The following is an 18,416-nucleotide window of genomic DNA, read 5'->3' on the forward strand; positions in this document are numbered from 1 at the left end:
GTCACGGCCTGTTCATGGCGCCGCTCCAGACTGGCGCCATGAATGTCACAAGCCTGCATATCGCCCTCGTCAGCGAAACCTTCCCGCCGGAAGTCAACGGCGTGGCCAACACCCTCGGCCGCCTGTGTCAGGGCCTGCGCGAGCGTGGCCACCGGCTGCAGCTGGTGCGTCCGCGCCAGGCCGATGACACCGCGCCCAACGACGATCAGTTGCTGCTCACCCGCGGCTGGCCGCTGCCCGGCTACGCCGGCCTGCAGTGGGGCCATTCGTCGCTGCACAAGCTGCTGCGGCGCTGGCAGCGCAACCGGCCGGACGTGCTGTACATCGCCACCGAAGGGCCGCTCGGCCTGTCCGCCCTGCGCGCGGCGCGGCGCCTGGGCATCCCGGTGGTCAGCGGCTTCCACACCAACTTCCAGCAGTACAGCGACCACTATGGTTTCGGCCTGCTCACGCGCCTGCTCACCGGCTACCTGCGCTGGTTCCACAACCGCTCCCGGCTGACCCTGGTGCCCAGCCCGAGCCAGCGCCTGGAGCTACAGCGGCGCGGCTTCGAGCGCCTGGAACTGCTGGCGCGCGGCGTCGATGGCCAGCTGTTTCATCCCGCCCGGCGCTCGGCCGCACTGCGCGCCGAATGGGGCCTGGGCGAGGACGAGATCGTCGTGCTGCACGTCGGCCGTCTGGCCGCGGAGAAGAACCTGCAGCTGCTGACCCGCGCCTTTCGCGAGCTGCAGGGCAACCTGCCACGGCAGCGCCTGCGCCTGGTACTGGTCGGCGACGGTCCGCTGCGCGCCCAGCTGCAGGCCGAGCTGCCCGATGCACTGTTCTGCGGCGTGCAGCGCGGCGAGGCGCTGGCTGCGCACTACGCCAGCGGCGATCTGTTCCTCTTCCCCAGCCTCTCCGAAACCTTCGGCAACGTGGTGCTCGAGGCCCTGGCCTCGGGGCTGGCGGTTGTCGCCTTCGACCAGGCCGCCGCCGCCCAGCACATCCGCCACGGGCACAATGGCGCCCTGGCCACCCCAGGCGACGAGGCCGCCTTCATCGAGGCCGCCCGCTGGCTGCTGGAAGACGCGGAGAGCCTGCGCCGGGTGCGCCTGAATGCGCGCCAGCACGCCGGCAAGCAGGGCTGGCCGGCCATCGTCGAGCGCTTTGAGAGCCTGCTGCACGCAGCGCGCGACGTGCAGGCATAAAAAAGCCCCGGTGTGCCGGGGCTGGGAGGGGTGCCCCGCAGCGCGGCGCACCTGGGGTACTGCGAAGGATCAGACCAGCTGCTTGAGCGCCTCGCGACTGAACGGCAGGATGTCGCTCTCGCGGCCATCGCGCACCTTCACCGCCCAGTCCGGGTCGACCAGCAGGGCACGGCCCACGGCCACCAGGTCGAATTCCTGCCTGTTCAAACGCTCCAGCAGGTTCTCCAGGCTGGCCGGCTCGGCCACCTTGTCGGTGTTGACCATGAACTGCAGGAACTCGCCGTCCAGGCCGACGCTGCCGACGGTAATGGTCGGCTTGCCGGTGAGCTGGCGGGTCCAGCCGGCCAGGTTGAGGTCGCTGCCTTCGAACTCCGACTCCCAGAAGCGGCGGGTCGAGCAGTGGAAGATATCCACGCCGGCGTCGGACAGCGGCTTGAGGAAGGCACCCAGTTCCTCAGCGGTCTGCACCAGGCGCGCGGTGTAGTCCTGCTGCTTCCACTGGGAGAAGCGGAAGATGATCGGGAAGTCCGGGCCGACGGCGGCACGCACGGCCTGGATCAGCTCGATGGCGAAGCGCGAGCGGCCGGCCAGGTCGCCGCCGTACTCGTCGGTGCGCTTGTTGCTGCCTTCCCAGAAGAACTGGTCGATCAGGTAGCCGTGGGCGCCGTGGATCTCCACGCCGTCCATGCCGATGGCCTTGGCGTCGCGGGCGGCCTGGGCGAAGGCGGCGATCACCTCCTGGATGTCGTCTTTGGTCATACCATGCACGACCACGGTGCCGTCCTTGACCTTCTCCGACGGGCCGTAACCCGGCACGCTGGCATCCGGCTCGGTGCCCAGTTTGCGCACGTTACCCACATGCCACAGTTGCGGGACGATCTTGCCGCCCTCGGCGTGCACGGCATCGACCACCTGCTTCCAGCCGGCCAGGGCATCCTCGCCAAAGAAGCGCGGTACATGCGGATAGCCGTTGGAGGCCTTGTGGCCAACAGTGGTGCCCTCGGTGACGATCAGGCCGACGCCGGCGGCGGCACGGCGACGGTAGTACTCGACCACCTGGGCATTGGGCACGCCGCCCGGCGAGAAGGAACGGGTCATCGGCGCCATCACCACGCGGGTGGGCAGCTCCAGGTTACCCAGGTGGAAGGGCGCGAACAGGGCTTGAACAGGTGCGGTCATGAGTTCTCCTTGGGCCGGCCAGCTGACCGGTCGTCTCGTCGAGGGGCAAAAAAATGCGTCAGGGCCGCAGCAGCAGCTCCAGACGCTGAATGAAGGCTTCCAGCGGTTGCAGGCTGCGGCCGACCTTGAGCCGGACCAGCACGCCCTGCCAGGCGTTGGCGATGAAGATCGCCAGGTTGTCGCAGTCCTCGTCCGCGCCCAGCTCGCCGGCCGCGCGGGCCTGCTCCAGGCAGTCGCGCAGGATGTCCACCGAGGCCTGCTGGATACGCTCGACCTCGGCGCCGATGGCCGGCAGCACATCGCTCATCTCGAAGCTCAGGCTGCCGATGAAGCAGTGGTACTCGGGCAGCTCCTGACGCGAGAAATGCGCCAGCAGCTCGCGGTAGTAAGCCAGGATACGTGCACGCGGGCTCAGCGCCTTGTTGCCCAGCGCCTCGGCATAGCGCATCAGGCGCGGCCGGTAGACGAAGTCGAGGGCCTGCAGGGCGAAGTCTTCCTTGCTGGCGAAGTAGTGATAGAAGCTGCCTTTGGGAATGCCGGCAGCCTGGACGATCTCCATCACCCCGGTGCCGTGGTAGCCACGCCGGGTCATCACCTGCGAGCCCTTGGCCAGGATGAGTTCACGCTTGTCGAGTCGGATGCTGCTGTTCATGGCAGCGAGCATATGACCGGTCGTCTCGCTCCGCCCAGCACTATTGATCCGCGTGATTGAGCCTCAGAAATGGCGCCGCTACAGCCAGGTGACGTGCTGCTCCAGCGGAAAGCGCAGACGCGGGTTGTACACGCCCTTCTCGCCCTGGCGGCCCACCGCCAGCAGCATGATCGGAATGGCCTGGCGCGGGATGTCCAGCACCTTGCGCAGGCGTACCTCGTCGAAGCCCTCCATCGGGCAGGTCGCGTAACCGTGGCTCTGGAAGGCCAGCATCAGGTTCTCCGCCGCCAGCGCCGTGGACTTCACCGCCCATAAGCGCATATCGGCATGGCTGTTGGGCGTGCGCATCAGCGGCTTGCGCAGCGCCACCAACCTCACCAGCTGGCGCTTGAACAGACCGAGCAGACCCAGCGGGCCCTGGTTGTATTGGAAGGGAGCAGTCTTGGCGTAGAAGTGCCGGATGCGCCCCGGCACCTCAGGCTCCGGCCAATACTCGACCATGTTGGCGCAGGCCTGCTTCCAGGTATCCGGCCGCGCCAGCACGGCGATGATCAGCGGCGCCTTCGCCGCATTCTGGCTCATGCACACCGGGTGCAACCGCGACAGCAGCGCCGGATCGCGCACCACCTGGAAGCTCCAGGGCTGCAGGTTGCAGGAATTGGGCGCCAATACCGCCAGCTCCAGGCAATCGCGGATCACCGCGTCGGGCACCGCCTCGGGAAGGAAACGGCGCACCGCGCGGCGGCTCTCGATCAGCGCGCGCAGCGCCTGCGGCGAAGCGCCGAGGCTGAGGTCATCGGGGGAGAAGCTGGTCATCGGAGGCCTCCTCGGCAGATGCCCCGATTAGGCTATCGGGACGCCGAGGGGGCAATACTGCGCAGGGAAATCAGCCGAAAAATGGCCGAATCAGCCGAGGGCTTTTTCGATCGCCTGCAGCAGCGCCGGATCATCCGGCGTCGTGCGTGGCGAGAAACGCGCCAATACGCGGCCGTCACGGCCGACCAGGAATTTCTCGAAGTTCCAGGTGATGTCTCCAGGGAACTCGGCGCCCTCGCCGGCCAGCAGGCGATACAGTGGATGGCGATTGGGGCCGTTGACCTCGAGTTTGCTGCCCAGCGGAAAGGTCACGCCGTAGTTGAGGCTGCAGAACTCGCGGATCTCGTCCTCGCTGCCCGGCTCCTGGGCGGCGAACTGGTTGCAGGGCAGACCGAGCACGGTGAAACCACGCTCCTGGTAGGCCTGATGCAGCTTTTCCAGGCCCGCATACTGTGGGGTCAGGCCGCACTTCGAGGCCACGTTGACCACCAGCACTATCTGGCCCTTGTAGGGCGCCAGCGGCAGGTCATGGCCGTCCAGCGCACGCAGATTGAGATCGTGAAAGGCACTCATGGCAGACTCCTTGAGGGACAAAAAAGGCGCCCGCGGGCGCCTTTTCGGTTCACTCAGCTTAGCAGCGGATGGCGAGCTTGGAACAACCACAAGTCGTATCGCCACCCCGTTCAGCGATCAGTGATGGTGACCGCCTTCGCCATGGATGTGGCCGTGGGCGATCTCTTCGGCATGGGCGTCACGCACGTTGACGACCTTGACCTGGAAGTTCAGGCGCTGACCGGCCAGCGGGTGATTGCCGTCGACGATCACGTCATCGCCTTCGATGTCGCGGATGGTGACGATCTGCATGCCGCCATCCGGACCGGAGGCGTGGAACTGCATGCCCACTTCCAGCTCGTCAACGCCTTCGAACATGCTGCGGTTGAGGGTGGCAACCAGCTCGGCGCTGTACTCGCCATAGGCTTCGCCCGGCTCGATGGCCACGCTCAGCTCGTCACCGGCCTGCTTGCCTTCCAGAGCCTTTTCCAGGCCGACGATGATGTTGCCGGCACCGTGCAGGTACACCAGCGGTGCGCCGCCGGCGGAGCTGTCGATCACCTCACCGGCATCGTTGGTCAGGGTATAGTCGATGGACACAGCCTTGTTGGCGGCGATCTGCATGGAGGGGAAACCTTTTGCAAGAGAATGGAAAGGTGCCAAGTCTAACCGCCCAAACGGCCGAAAGCGACCGCGGGGCAGACAGACGGGGCACCCGGCTGCTGGGCTTCCACCAGGACGAGGACGGCCACTGGGTGGCCGAGCTGTCCTGCGGCCATACGCAGCACCTGCGTCATCAGCCCCCATGGCAGAATCGCGCCTGGGTCATGGACCCGCAGGCGCGCCAGCGTCATCTGGGCCAGCCGTTCACCTGTGGCTGGTGCGCCAAACCGGCAGAGCAAGCGGATAAGGAGTAGTCATGCCGTCACGCAACATCCTGGTCATCAACTGTGGCAGCTCGTCGATCAAGTTCGCCCTGGTGAGCGAAGACCGAACCGACTTCATCCTCAGCGGCCTGGCCGAGCGCCTGTCCAGCCCGGAAGCCGTGCTGCACTGGCAGCACAACGGTGAGAAGGACAGCCTGCTGCTGCAGGGAGGCGACCATCGCACCGCCCTGCAACACCTGCTGCCGCTGGTGCAGAACGCCACCGGCGGCCAGCTGCACGGCATCGGCCACCGCGTGGTGCACGGCGGCGAGCAGTTCACTGCAGCCTGCCGCATCGACACCGTCAGCCTGCTGGCGATCCGCGCCACCTCGCCGCTGGCACCGCTGCACAACCCGGCCAACCTGCAGGGCATCGAGGCGGCACTCAAGCTGTTCCCCGAGCTGCCGCAAGTCGCGGTGTTCGACACCGCCTTCCACCAGAGCCTGCCCGAGCATGCCTATCGCTACGCGGTGCCGGAACAGCTGTACCGCGAGCACGGCGTGCGCCGCTACGGCTTCCATGGCACCAGCCACCGCTACGTCAGCCAGCGTGCTGCGGAGATGGCCGGAGTGCCCTACGCCGCCAGCAGCTGGCTCTCGGCCCACCTGGGCAACGGCTGCTCGACCTGCGCCATCGTCGACGGCCAGAGCCGCGACACCAGCATGGGCCTGACCCCGCTGGAAGGCCTGGTGATGGGCACCCGCAGCGGCGACGTCGACCCCAACCTGCACGGCCACCTGGCCCGCACCCTGGGCTGGAGCCTGGAGCAGATCGACGCCATGCTCAACAAGGACAGCGGCCTGCTCGGCCTGTCCGGCCTGTCCAACGACATGCGCAGCCTGGAGCAGGCGCGCGAGCAGGGCCACGCCGGCGCCACCCTGGCCATCGAGGTGTTCTGCTACCGCCTGGCCAAGTCCCTGGCCGCGATGAGCTGCGCCCTGCCGCGGCTGGATGGCCTGATCTTCACCGGCGGCATCGGCGAGAACTCGTCGTTGATCCGCAGCAAGACGGTGGAGCACCTGAAACTGTTCAATCTGGCCCTCGATCCGCAGGCCAATGCCCGCTGCATCCGTGGCATCGCCGGCGCCATCGGCGCCGAAGGCCACCCGCGGGTGCTGGTGGTGCCGACCAACGAGGAACGGCAGATCGCCCTCGACACCCTGGCCCTGCTCACCGCCTGACCGCTCAAGGAATACCCATGCACACCTTCTTCATCGCGCCCACCGGTTTCGGCGTCGGCCTCACCTCCATCAGCCTCGGCCTGATCCGCGCCCTGCAGCGCGCCGGTCTGAAGGTCGGCTTCTTCAAGCCGATCGCCCAGCCGCATGCTGGCGATGCCGGGCCCGAGCGTTCCAGCGAGCTGGTCGCGCGCACCCACGGCCTGCTGCCGCCGCAGTCACTGCCGCTGGCACAGGTCGAACGGATGCTCGGCGACGGCCAGCTGGACGAGCTGCTGGAAGAGATCGTGCGCCTGCACCAGCAGGCTGCCGAGGGCATGGACGTGCTGATCGTCGAGGGCATGGTGCCGACGCGCCACGCCAGCTATGCGGCGCGGGTCAACGTGCACCTGGCCAGAAGCCTGGATGCCGAGATCATTCTGGTGTCGGCGCCGGAGGGCGAAGAACCGGAGAGCCTGACTGAGCTGTCCGACCGCATCGAGATCCAGGCCCAGCTGTTCGGCGGACCCAAGGACCCCAAGGTGCTCGGCGTGATCCTCAACAAGGTGCGCCATCCCCAGGGTATCGAAGCCTTCACCGAGCAGATCGGCCAGCGTTCGCCGCTGCTGCGCGGCGAGGACTTCCGCCTGCTCGGCTGCATCCCCTGGCAGGACGAGCTGAACGCGCCGCGCACCCGCGACGTGGCCGAGCTGCTCGGCGCACAGATCCTCAACGCCGGCGACTACGAACAGCGCCGGGTACAGCAGATCGTGCTGTGCGCGCGCGCCGTGCCCAACACCGTGCAATTGCTCAAGCCCGGCGTGCTGGTGGTCACCCCCGGCGACCGTGACGACATCATCCTCGCCACCAGCCTGGCGGCGATGAACGGCGTGCCGCTGGCCGGCCTGTTGCTGTGCAGCAACTTCCCGCCAGACCCACGCATCCTCGAGCTGTGCCAGGGGGCCCTGCAGGGCGGTCTGCCGGTGCTGACGGTGAGCACCGGCTCCTACGACACGGCGACCAACCTCAACCGCATGAACAAGGAAATCCCGGTGGACGACCGCGAGCGCGCGGAGAAGGTCACCGAGTTCGTCGCCGGACATATCGACCTGGACTGGCTGACCCAGCGCTGCGGTACGCCACGCGAGCTGCGCCTGTCGCCGCCGGCCTTCCGCTACCAGCTGGTACGCCGTGCCCAGGCGGCCAACAAGCGCATCGTCCTGCCCGAGGGCAGCGAGCCGCGCACCGTGCAGGCCGCCGCCATCTGCCAGGCGCGCGGCATCGCCCGCTGCGTACTGCTGGCCAAGCCTGAGGACGTGCACAACGTGGCCAAGGCCCAGGGCATCGAGCTGCCGCCGGGCCTGGAGATCCTCGACCCCGAGCAGGTGCGCGAGCGCTATGTCGAGCCGATGGTCGAGCTGCGCAAGGGCAAGGGCCTCAACGCGCCGATGGCCCTGGCCCAGCTGGAGGACAGCGTGGTGCTGGGCACCATGATGCTGGCTCTGGACGAAGTCGACGGCCTGGTCTCCGGCGCCATCCACACCACTGCCAACACCATTCGCCCGGCCCTGCAACTGATCAAGACCGCGCCGGGCTACAACCTGGTGTCCTCGGTGTTCTTCATGCTCCTGCCGGACCAGGTACTGGTCTACGGCGACTGCGCGGTAAACCCCGACCCGAATGCCGCCGAGCTGGCCGAGATCGCCCTGCAGAGCGCCGCCTCCGCCGAGGCCTTCGGCGTGCCGGCACGGGTGGCGATGATCAGCTACTCCACCGGCGACTCCGGCAGCGGCGCCGAGGTGGAGAAGGTGCGCGAGGCCACCCGCCTGGCCCGCGAGCAGAACCCGCAACTGCTGATCGACGGCCCGCTGCAATACGACGCCGCCGCCATCGCCAGCGTCGGCCGGCAGAAGGCCCCGAACAGCCAAGTCGCCGGCCGCGCCACCGTGTTCGTGTTCCCCGACCTGAACACCGGCAACACCACCTACAAGGCCGTGCAGCGCAGCGCCGACTGCGTCAGCGTCGGCCCCATGCTGCAGGGCCTGCGCAAGCCGGTAAACGACCTGTCGCGCGGCGCGCTGGTGGACGACATCGTCTTCACCATCGCCCTCACCGCGATCCAGGCGGCGTCCCGGGAGGTCTGAGCGGACTCAGCGCCGCAGCGCGGCCGGAAGCCCTGGCCGCGCATGCCTGCGCAGCACGGCTTGGGCTAGAATCGGACGCGCCGCCGCAGATGCACGGCCCCGGCAAACCGACCAAACAGTCAAAGACAGCACTTGCCGTTCAGTGTACAAGCGTTAACCTTGGCGCCGGACCGACTTGCCGCAGGGAGTGCTGCAGGTATCTCGACCCGAACGGGGCGCACAGAACGCCCCCTGACCAGGAGCCTTCCGAGCCCATGCTGCATTTCCTGCCCGCCCCGCTGCGCGGAGTCATCAGCGCCCTGCTGCTGGCCCTCAACACCCTGATCTGCTGTTGGCCGCTGTTCACCGTGGCCCTGCTCAAGCTGTTGCTGCCCTTCCCCGCCGCACAGCGCGTGCTGCGCGCGGTGATGCATGGCATCGCGGAGTTCTGGATCGGCGTGAACAAATTCTGGATGAACCTGGTGCGCGACACCCGCTGGGACGTCGAGGGTATCCAGGGGCTGGACATGCGCCACTCCTACCTGGTCACCAGCAACCACCAGAGCTGGGTGGATATCCTGGTGCTGCAGTACCTGCTCAACCGCCGCATGCCACTGCTGAAGTTCTTCCTCAAGCAGGAGCTGATCTGGGTGCCGGTGATCGGCCTGTGCTGGTGGGCACTGGAGTTCCCGTTCATGAAGCGCTACAGCAAGGAGTTCCTGGCCAAGCATCCGGAAAAACGCGGCCAGGACCTGGCCACCACGCGCAAGGCCTGCGAGCGCTACAAGAGCAACCCGGTATCGGTCTTCAATTTCCTCGAAGGTACCCGCCTCACGCCGCAGAAGCATGCCCAGCAGAACTCGCCGTTCCAGTACCTGCTCAAGCCCAAGGCCGGCGGCATCGCCTTCGTGCTGGACGCGATGGGCGAGCAGCTGGATGCCATCGTCAACGTCACCATCCACTACCCGGGCGGCAATCCCGGTTTCTGGGACCTGCTGTGCGGCAACGTCGGCGAGGTGGTGGTGCGCTTTGCCAAGCTGGATGTGCCTGCCGCGTTCGTCGGCCACAACTACGACCAGGACGAGCAGTACCGCCTGCAGTTCCAGCAGTGGGTCAACCAGCTGTGGCAGGCCAAGGACGCCCAGCTGGCCGAGCTGCACCGGCAGTTCCCCGGCCGCGACTGAACTCAGCTGGAGCGCGGCGGCTCGTCCGGCCGCCAGCTGCTCCAGTCCAGGCGCGTCGGAAAAGCGCTGGCGCGTGCCACCGGCAACCCCGGCGCCACCAGGAAGCCCTGCATGGTGGTGCAGTGGTGAGCGATCAACCAGTCGCGTTGCTCGACGGTCTCCACGCCTTCGGCGATCACCTCCAACCCCAGGTGGTGACCGAGATCGATGATGGTGCTGACGATCGCCGCGTCCTTCGGCGAACCCAGCATGTTGGCGATGAACAGCCGGTCGATCTTCAGGGTATCCAGCTCGAAGTGACGCAGATAGGCCAGCGACGAATAGCCAGTCCCGAAGTCGTCAATGGCGATGCGTACGCCCAGCTCCCGTAACTGACGCAGCTGCTCGCGGGTGGTGTCGAGATCCTGCATCAGCGCACTCTCGGTGACCTCCACTTCCAGCTGCGAGGCCTGCAGGCCGTGCAAATCCAGCACCCGGCGCAGATCGTCGACCAACTGCGGCATGCCGAACTGCACCGGACTGACGTTGAGGCTGAGCAGCAGCTGTTCGCCGAAACGCTCACGCCAGGCCTGGCACTGGCGCACGCCCTGATCGAATATCCATTCGCCCAGGCGGTTGATCAGGCGGGTCTCCTCCAGCAACGGGATGAACACACCCGGCGAGATGGTGCCGGCCACCCGATGCTCCCAGCGCAATAGCGCCTCGAAACCACGCAGGCGCCCCGTGGCGAGCTCGATCTGTGGCTGGTAGACCAGCACGAAGTCATCCTGCTCGATGGCATTGCGCAGGCTCTCCTCCAGCATCAGGCGCGAACGCGCGCGCCCGTTCATCTCCGGCGAGAAGAAGCGGTACTGCTGGCGCCCCGCACGCTTGGCCTCGTACATGGCCATGTCGGCCGAGCGCAGCAGGCCGTCCACTGTCTGCCCGCACTCGGGATAGCAGGCGATGCCGACGCTGGCGCCCAGGGTGAACTCGACTCCGTCCACCTTGTGCCGCACCGACACCAGCTCGATCAGCTTCTCCGCCACCCGCGCGGCATCCTCGGGGTGATCGAGGGAATCGAGCAAGGCAGTGAACTCGTCACCGCCCATGCGCGCCACGCAATCGTAGGGGCGCAGGCAGGTCTTCAGCTGCTCGGCGACCTTGCGCAGGACCTGGTCACCGGCTGCATGGCCGAGCGAGTCGTTGATCCGCTTGAAGCCATCCAGATCGAGGTAGAGCACGGCCATCCGCTTGCCACTGCGGTCGATGCGCGACAGCGTGGATTCCAGAATCTGGTGAAAGCCGCGCCGGTTGTACAGGCCGGTCAGGGCATCGGTGATTGCCTGCGACTCCAGCTGGGCATGCAGGTCGCGCACCACCGACATGTCCAGCGCAATCAGCACCATGGAGTTCTGATGCTGCGGCAGCGGTGAGCAGGACAGCGCCACCGGCAGGTAGTCGCCACTCAGCGTCGCCAGCACCGCATCGTGCGCCCGGTAGGTCTGGCCGGCGCGCCAGTGCCGGTAGAATTCGCTGTCCTTCCAGTCGGTCGGCATCTGCGGCGCCTTGAGATAGGACAGCAATGCACTCCCGGTCAGATCGGCCACCTCGCCGTGGAGCATCTGCGCAATGGCCGGGTTGGCGAAGCGGATGACGCCCTCCTTGTCGATCACCAGGATGCCTTCCGAAGCGTTGTCCAGCACCGAGGCGTTGAAGGCGCGCTCGCTGTCCAGTTGCTGGGTCAGTTGCAGCAGTTCGTGACGATGACGCTCCTGCTCCAGCAGGGCGCCGATCTTGTGCCTGAGCACCTTGGGGTCGAAGGGTTTGAGGATGAAGTCCACCGCGCCGATGGCATAGCCCTGCAGCACCGAATCCTCGGTGTGGGCAATGGCGGACAGGAAGATGATCGGTGTGTGGCGCGTGTGCGGGCTGCCACGCATCAGCCTGGCCACTTCGAAGCCATTCATCTTCGGCATCTGCACATCGAGCAGCACCAGGCCGACCTCCTCCTCCATCAGGCAGCGCAGGGCCGCCTCCCCCGAGTTGACGGTGCGCACGTCCCACTGCCCGTCGCCGAGCAGTGCCTCCATGGCCACCAGATTCTCTTCACGGTCATCCACCACCAGCAGCACCTGCTGCGCGGTCGCGGCCTCCAGTTGCATCTGTGCCATGCCGGCCTCCTCTCAACCCGGTGGCGGTTGCTGCGGCGCCTGCCCGACGGCCAGCCAGCGATGTAGCATTTCCAACAGTTCCTGGCGCCCTACCGGCTTGGCCAGGTAATCGTCACAGCCTGCGGTAATGCACTTCTCCCGGTCACCCTTCATCGCGTGGGCGGTCAGGGCAATAACCGGGATGGCGCAAGCGCGCTCGCCCTTGAGAATGCGGGTAGCGGTGTAGCCATCCAAGTTGGGCATGGCCATGTCCATCAGCACCAGATCAAAAGGTTCGCGGTCGAATACCTGCAGCGCCTCCTCACCGTCCTTGGCCGCCACCACCACCAGCCCCAGTTCGTCGAGCAACGCCGTCATGGCGTAGATGTTGCGGATATCGTCATCCACCAGCAGCACCCGCTTGCCTCCCAGCACCTGGCTCTCGGCCTGGGGCTCCTGAAGGATCGCGAGGAAGCCTTGCAAGGCGTCACTGAGTGGCCCCAGATCATCGCCGCTCTTGCGGACCACGACCGCCGAGTAGCGTCGCAGGCGCTGCAGGTCCTGCCGGGTCACATCCACACCGGTATTGATCACCACCTGAACTCCCTGCAAGGGACGTTCGCGGTGGAGCGTTTCGAGCAGATCGAAGCCATCCTGGTCGGGCAAGTCGAGATCGATCACCAGCGCGTCAAACCGCTTTCCCGCGTAGGCCTGGAGAGCCTGTTCCGCATTGCTCAGGGCCAGTACCTGGAAGCCCATGTGCGTCAGGTGCTCACGATAGTGCTCGCGCTCGACCTCGATATCCTCGACCAGCAACAGGTCGCGCGAGGGCTTATCGGGCAGCACGATGTCCTGGAACACTTGCTCAAGGTCCTCTCGCGCGATTGGCTTGACCAGGTAGCGCGTACCCTCGCTCTGCCAGTCCTGAGGTTGTGGAACACAAGAAACGATGTGTACCGGTACGTCGCGGTGCTGCAGCAGGCCACGCAGACGCCGATAGATCTGCCAGCCACTGATATCCGGCAGGAGGATGTCCAGTATCACCGCAACGAAACGCTCGCTCTGCAACAGGGCAATGGCCTGCTTGCCGGTACGGCAGTGCACGCTCGAAAAGCCGTGCGCCTGTGCCTCCTCGGCAATCACGGCGGCAAAGTTGGGGTCATCCTCGACAATCAGCAGCGCCGGGCCACTGCCCTGGCGCTGTGGCGTGGCATCGGATGATTCGGAGCGCTGCTCAAGCGTCGGCAGCGCCACCACCGGCAAGCGAACGATGAAGCGAGAGCCCCTGCCGGGAGCGCTGTCCAGGCTGATCTGCCCCCCCAGCACTTCGACCAGCTGGCGCGTGATGGCCAACCCCAACCCGGTACCGCCGAAGCGTCGGCTGGTGGAGCCATCGATCTGCTGGAAGGCCTGAAAGATTCGCTCATGCTGCGCTGGGTCGATACCGATGCCACTGTCACGGACGACGAACTCCAGCGTCTCGCGCTGCTCGTCCAGCGAGACCATCGAATGGCCGATGGACAGTTCCACCTCGCCATGCTCGGTAAACTTCAGCGCGTTGGACAGCAGATTGCGCAGGATCTGCTGCAGACGCCCACGGTCGCTGTGAATCATCTTCGGCACGCCTGGCTCCAGGTGGGTCAGCAGGCGCAAACCCTTGATCTCCGCCATCGGGCGCAGGCTGGAATCGAGCTCCACCAACAGGTCGTGAATGTTCAGTGGCTCCAGCTTGAGCTGCACCCGACCGGCCTCGATCTTGGCCAGATCAAGCACGTCGTTGATCAGCTGCAGCAGGTCGTTACCGGCCTTGTAGACAATGTCGGCATGCTTGACCTGCTTTTCGGTCAGATTGCCCGCCACGTTATGGCGAAGCTGCTCGCTGAGGATGAGGATGCTGTTGAGCGGAGTGCGCAGCTCGTGCGACATGTTGGCGAGAAACTCGGATTTGTAGCGATTGGCCAGCGCCAGCTGTTCCGCCTGCTCGCGCAAACGCTGCTCGGCGGCCTTGCGCTCACTGATGTCGATAATCACCGCCTGCACCAACTGGGCTGAACCGTTGCGCAGTGGCGAGAGACTGACCTCGAGCGGGATCGGATGGCCATCGCGGTGCCGCCCGAAGATCTCGCGGTTACCCGCACCTGCCGGGGTCGTCGGCTCAACGGAGAGGCTTTCGCGGAAGGCAGCCCGGAAGTCTCGGGCAGACTCCGGCAGCAAGGTGTCCGCGGGCTTGCCCAGAAGCTCATCACGCGAATAACCGAATATCCGCTCCACCTGGCGATTGATCATATTCAGCCGGCCATCGGCATCGACCAGTACGATGGCGTTGGGTGAAGCCTCGACGACCAGGCGGAAACGCTCTTCAGCAGCCCTGCGCTCCCGGATGTCGATGATCACCGCCTGCACCAGCAGCTCACTGCCGGTGCGAATCGGGTCCAGACCGACCTCCAGCGGAATCAGACTACCGTCGCGGTGCTGGCCGAACAGCTCGCGATTGACGCCCATGCGCCGCTGTTCCGGCGCCTGGTGAAACGCCTGCCGCATCGCAATGTGGCCCTGCCGCAGATTGTCCGGCAACAGGCGCTCCACCGAGTGTCCCAGCAACTCATCACGCTCATGACCGAACAACAACTCGACCTGGCGATTGACCATCGTCACCCGCCCCTCTCGGTCAACCAGTACGATGGCGTTGGGCGATGCCTCCACCACCAGGCGGAAGCGCTCTTCACTCTCCTGCAGGCGCAGTCGCTGCCGCTCGCTTTGAAACAGGGTGCGCTCACGCGAATAAAGGAAGCCACCGGCCAGAACGGACAGCAGTAACGCCGCGAGCAGGCCACTGCCCAGACCAACCGGTAGCCCACGGTTTGCCACAGCCGCCTCATAGGCAGCCGTGCTGCTGACGTTCAGGCGCCACTCACGACCGTAGAAGTGAAAGCTACGTACCGCGCGGAAACTGGCCGGAGCCTGACGGGCTTCGCTCAGCGCCAGCAGGGGCGTCTTCGCATCGGCCGCATCGATCAACTCCACCGCGAACAAATCGGCACTGCTGCCGAGTATGCCGCGCATCAGGTCCGCCATGCGGAAGGAGCCACACACCAGACCCAACAGGGCCTGGCTGCGTTCCTCGACCGTGCTCAGCGGCGCGTTGAGCCGATAGACCGGGAGGTACAACAACACGCCCGTCTGGGCATCCCGCTCCGTCTCTTGCTTGAGCCGCAGCGGGCCGGTCAGTACGGCCTCGCCCAGATCACGGGCCTGAACGATGGCGGACCGACGTGTCGGCTCGCTGTACATATCAAAGCCGAGGACGCGCCGGTTGCGCCAATCCAGCGGATAGATGAACTCGACGACGCTGTAATCTTCACGGTCCCCCGCGGGATAGACCTGATAGTCCTGGCGCTCGTGGCGGACCTGCTCGACGAAAGCCCGCAGACTGCCACCCTTGAGATAGGGCGCCCAGGCGATCGCCTGGATACCCGGATATTGCTCCTGCAACTGCAGTTGATCGGTTGCACGCTGCCATTCCTGATCGGAGACCCGATCACTGCCAGTCATCAGACCCGCCATGCCCCGCAGGACCATTTCGTAGGCACGCATGCGCTCACGAACACTGAACTCGACGCCGTCAGCAGCCAGCGCGAAGCGCTGCTCCTGAGACTCCCGACTGGAGCGTTCCAGAATCTGCCATTGCCACAACACCAGAGCCCCCAGGCCGGCAAACAACAGCAGGCTGACCAGCAGGGGCATCCTCAACCTGCGTGAGAAAAAGGCGGGAGCGGCGTCGTCCATGGGGCCTCCTGTTCCTTCAGCAGACCACCTCCCTCACCGGAGGCGGCCAGCCGTTGCGCCAAGCGGCGCGGCTGCTGAGAGTGTAGTCAGGTTTTTCTCTCACAAGCTGCGACGACAGGCGCCCCCACCCGGCGCCAGAAAACAAAAGGCCCCTGACGGGGCCTTGTGGATCAGTACTGCGCGCCAGGCAGGGGGCGCAAGGTGACTTCAACCCGGCGGTTCTGGGCACGCCCTTCTGCCGTGGCATTGCTGGCAACAGGTTGATCAGGACCGGCACCACGGGTACTCAGTCGCGAAGCATCAACCCCCTGAGCCGTCAGGTAGTTGGCGACACTCTGCGCACGGCGCTGCGACAAGCCCATGTTGTAGGCGTGATTGCCGGTGCTGTCGGTATGCCCGACGATCTCGATACTGTTCTGGTTGTACTGGCGGAAGGAGGTAGCCAGGTTGTTGAGCGGCGCGTAGAAACTGCTGGCGATGTCGGCCGAGTCAGTGGCAAAGGTAATGTTGCCCGGCATGATGAGCTGAATGGTATCGCCCTGGCGCTGCACTTCCACGCCCGTGCCCTGCATGCTGCGACGCAGCTCTTCTTCCTGCTTATCGACGTAGTAGCCATAGCCCGCACCCGCTGCACCGGCCACGGCGGCGCCAATCAACGCGCCCTTGCCACGATTGTCATGATTGATCGCAGCCCCGGCCACCGCACCGGCGAGAGCTCCCAGGCCGCCGTACTTGGCGGTCTTGCTCATGCCACCGGAGCTTTGCTGGCTCTGATTGTCGTAGGGGTTCTGCGAGGCACAGCCCGACAACAGAGCCACCAGAACGGCGGCGATGGTCAGGCGTGAAGTATTGGACATGGTTCTGCTGCTCCTGAGACGGGTTACCGGCCACACGGACCGACGCACTGTTAGAGCCGGAAGACGGGGAAAAATTCCCGCTCAGGCGCGGATGAACGGGTTCTCGCGCATCTCGTCACCCAGCCGGGTATCCGGTCCGTGGCCAGTCACCACGGTGGCATCCTCATCCAGAGTGTAGAGGCGCCGGATCGAACGCTCGAGGGTCGCATAGTCGCCACCCCACAGGTCGGTACGGCCGATGCCACGGCGGAACAGGGTATCGCCGGCAATCAGCAGCTTGGCCTCGGCGAACCAGAAACTGGTGGAGCCTGGGGTATGCCCCGGCGTATGCAACGCAACGCCGCAGCCGCAGGCCAGCTCTTCGTCGTCGGCCAGCCATTGGTCCGGGGCCGGCACCGGGGTATAGGGCACACCGAACATGCGGCACTGCATCTCCAGGTTATCCCAGAGGAGCTGGTCATCCTTGTGCAGGTGCAGGGTCGCGCCGGTCTTCTCCTTCATCTGCCCGGAGGCGAGGAAGTGATCCAGATGGGCGTGCGTGTGGATGATGCTCACCACCTTGAGCCCATGCTTGTCCAGACGCGCCATGATCAGCTCAGGATTGCCGCCTGGATCGACGACGATGGCCTTCTTGGTCACAGGATCGCCGATGATCGTGCAGTTGCACTGCAAAGGCCCGACGGGAAAGGTTTCGCGGATCAGGCTGGGTTGCGGGCTGTTTGTCATCGGGCATTCTCCTCGGGCGTCACGGGGCGGGCACGATAATCCGTCGGCGCCCTGCCCGTCCATTTGCGGAAGGCGCGGCGGAAGTTGGATGGATCGCTGAACCCCAGCAGCACGGCGATCTCGAACAGCGGCAGGTGCGTGGTCTCCAGGTACTGCAGGGCCAGGCGCTTGCGTACCTCGTCGAGCACCTGCTGGTAAGTGGTGCCCGCAGCAGCCAGGTGGCGACGCAGGCTACGGCCGCTGGTGTGCAAGGCGCTGGCGGCGCTGTCCAGGTTGGGGAATTCGCCAGGGCGCGCCAGCAGCAGTCGGCGCAGGCGGCTGAGCAGCCCCTCCTGCACATCGAGGCTGGCCAGCAAGGCCTCGCACTGCTGCTCGCACATCTGCATGGTGGCGGGATTGGCCAGGGCCATGGGCCGGTCCAGATAATGGCGCGGCAGACGGAACCAGTGCCAAGGCTGGTCGAAGGCCGCCGCCACGCCGAATGCCTCTTGGTAGCGCGTGGCATGTGCAGGCTCAGGATAGGCAAAACCGATCTCTACGCCCTGGGGAGGCTCGCCGAGCAGGAACTGAGCGATCGCATACAGGCTGCCGAACAGACCTTCGGCGGCGAAGCGACTAAGCATGCCCAGCGGAATCGACTCACTGGCACGCAGCTCCAGTGAGTCAGGACTGTCCACCAACTCGAGGTCGAAGGTCAGTCCCAGCACCCGGTAGTAGCGCAGGGCAAAGTGCACCGCCTTGCCCAGGTTGGCACTGGACAGCAGAGCGTAGCCAAGAATGCCATGCGCCGATGCGTTGAGGCGCAAGCCGAGCAACAGGCCCAGCGCCGGTTCGTCGCAGCGCAGCAAGGCAGCGCTGGCAAGCTGGTGGAAGTCGGTGAAGGACAACCGGCCGGTGGGGCTGTGCAGCTGTTCCGGGCGCAACCCGGCAACGGCGAGCAGCTGCTCGCGGCCAGCCCCCAACTCCCCGGCCAACTGCAGCAGCGCCTCGGCATAGGCCACTGGCACCAGCTCGGAACTCAGAGTAAGAGGTTTGCTCATAGGCACCGCGCCAGCCCTTGGCCAGATATGACCTGCAATTTGGCTGAAGATAACCTTGTCCGGGAAAAGCCCACAAGCCCATAGTCCCCGCACTGATAA

General features: G+C 65.8%; 15 protein-coding genes. 5 read left to right on the forward strand and 10 right to left on the reverse strand.

What is annotated here, in order from left to right:
* Positions 1-38 precede the first annotated feature (38 nt).
* The gene (locus ACOAPY_RS15760) at positions 39-1,187 is read left to right on the forward strand and encodes a glycosyltransferase family 4 protein (protein WP_465153929.1); all 1,149 of its coding nucleotides are present in this window, start codon (positions 39-41) and stop codon (positions 1,185-1,187) included.
* A 69-nt stretch (positions 1,188-1,256) separates the two neighbouring features.
* On the opposite strand, the gene ACOAPY_RS15765 is transcribed toward ACOAPY_RS15760, so the two are convergent.
* The 5 genes from ACOAPY_RS15765 to ACOAPY_RS15785 all read right to left on the reverse strand — a co-directional run bounded on the left by ACOAPY_RS15765 (position 1,257) and on the right by ACOAPY_RS15785 (position 5,010).
* Positions 1,257-2,366, reverse strand: coding sequence for an NADH:flavin oxidoreductase (locus tag ACOAPY_RS15765; protein ID WP_465153930.1), 1,110 nt, complete (start codon positions 2,364-2,366; stop codon positions 1,257-1,259).
* A gap of 58 nt (positions 2,367-2,424) precedes the next feature.
* Positions 2,425-3,018 (reverse strand): TetR/AcrR family transcriptional regulator, encoded by a 594-nt coding sequence (locus ACOAPY_RS15770; RefSeq protein WP_465153931.1) that lies wholly within the window; start codon positions 3,016-3,018, stop codon positions 2,425-2,427.
* 78 nt (positions 3,019-3,096) lie between these two features.
* A complete protein-coding gene (locus ACOAPY_RS15775; RefSeq protein ID WP_465153932.1) occupies positions 3,097-3,834 on the reverse strand; it encodes a nitroreductase family protein in 738 nt (245 codons plus the stop codon).
* 90 nt (positions 3,835-3,924) lie between these two features.
* Positions 3,925-4,407 (reverse strand): glutathione peroxidase, encoded by a 483-nt coding sequence (locus ACOAPY_RS15780; RefSeq protein WP_076579538.1) that lies wholly within the window; start codon positions 4,405-4,407, stop codon positions 3,925-3,927.
* 117 nt (positions 4,408-4,524) lie between these two features.
* Positions 4,525-5,010, reverse strand: a complete 486-nt coding sequence (locus tag ACOAPY_RS15785) for an FKBP-type peptidyl-prolyl cis-trans isomerase (RefSeq protein WP_076425329.1) — start codon at positions 5,008-5,010, stop codon at positions 4,525-4,527.
* A 32-nt stretch (positions 5,011-5,042) separates the two neighbouring features.
* Here ACOAPY_RS15785 and ACOAPY_RS15790 point away from each other — a divergent pair, with 32 nt between their 5' ends.
* From ACOAPY_RS15790 to ACOAPY_RS15805, 4 genes are all read left to right on the forward strand, one after another.
* On the forward strand, positions 5,043-5,303 hold the full coding sequence (locus tag ACOAPY_RS15790) for a DUF3565 domain-containing protein (RefSeq protein WP_465153933.1): 261 nt from the start codon (positions 5,043-5,045) through the stop codon (positions 5,301-5,303).
* A gap of 2 nt (positions 5,304-5,305) precedes the next feature.
* Positions 5,306-6,493, forward strand: coding sequence for an acetate kinase (locus tag ACOAPY_RS15795; RefSeq protein ID WP_465153934.1), 1,188 nt, complete (start codon positions 5,306-5,308; stop codon positions 6,491-6,493).
* A gap of 17 nt (positions 6,494-6,510) precedes the next feature.
* On the forward strand, positions 6,511-8,613 hold the full coding sequence (gene pta, locus ACOAPY_RS15800) for a phosphate acetyltransferase (protein WP_465153935.1): 2,103 nt from the start codon (positions 6,511-6,513) through the stop codon (positions 8,611-8,613).
* 254 nt (positions 8,614-8,867) lie between these two features.
* A complete protein-coding gene (locus ACOAPY_RS15805; RefSeq protein ID WP_076579547.1) occupies positions 8,868-9,776 on the forward strand; it encodes an acyltransferase in 909 nt (302 codons plus the stop codon).
* 2 nt (positions 9,777-9,778) lie between these two features.
* Here the strand turns inward: ACOAPY_RS15805 and ACOAPY_RS15810 are convergent, their stop codons facing one another.
* From ACOAPY_RS15810 to ACOAPY_RS15830, 5 genes are all read right to left on the reverse strand, one after another.
* Positions 9,779-11,929, reverse strand: coding sequence for a putative bifunctional diguanylate cyclase/phosphodiesterase (locus tag ACOAPY_RS15810; protein WP_465153937.1), 2,151 nt, complete (start codon positions 11,927-11,929; stop codon positions 9,779-9,781).
* A 12-nt stretch (positions 11,930-11,941) separates the two neighbouring features.
* On the reverse strand, positions 11,942-15,694 hold the full coding sequence (locus tag ACOAPY_RS15815) for a CHASE domain-containing protein (RefSeq protein ID WP_465153938.1): 3,753 nt from the start codon (positions 15,692-15,694) through the stop codon (positions 11,942-11,944).
* 170 nt (positions 15,695-15,864) lie between these two features.
* Positions 15,865-16,551 carry a YiaD family glycine zipper/OmpA-like lipoprotein gene (locus tag ACOAPY_RS15820; protein ID WP_465153939.1) on the reverse strand — a complete coding sequence of 229 codons (687 nt, stop codon included), beginning with the start codon at positions 16,549-16,551 and terminating at the stop codon, positions 15,865-15,867.
* Between the two features lie 81 nt (positions 16,552-16,632).
* Positions 16,633-17,277: an MBL fold metallo-hydrolase gene (locus tag ACOAPY_RS15825; protein WP_465153940.1), complete on the reverse strand. Its 645-nt coding sequence runs from the start codon at positions 17,275-17,277 to the stop codon at positions 16,633-16,635.
* The gene (locus tag ACOAPY_RS15830) at positions 17,274-18,317 is read right to left on the reverse strand and encodes an AraC family transcriptional regulator (protein WP_465153941.1); all 1,044 of its coding nucleotides are present in this window, start codon (positions 18,315-18,317) and stop codon (positions 17,274-17,276) included. The genes ACOAPY_RS15825 and ACOAPY_RS15830 overlap by 4 nt, the downstream gene beginning before the upstream one ends.
* Positions 18,318-18,416: the final 99 nt, after the last annotated feature.

Origin of the sequence: Pseudomonas stagnisoli (genome assembly GCF_048595745.1) — a bacterium.
Lineage (GTDB): Bacteria > Pseudomonadota > Gammaproteobacteria > Pseudomonadales > Pseudomonadaceae > Aquipseudomonas > Aquipseudomonas alcaligenes_A.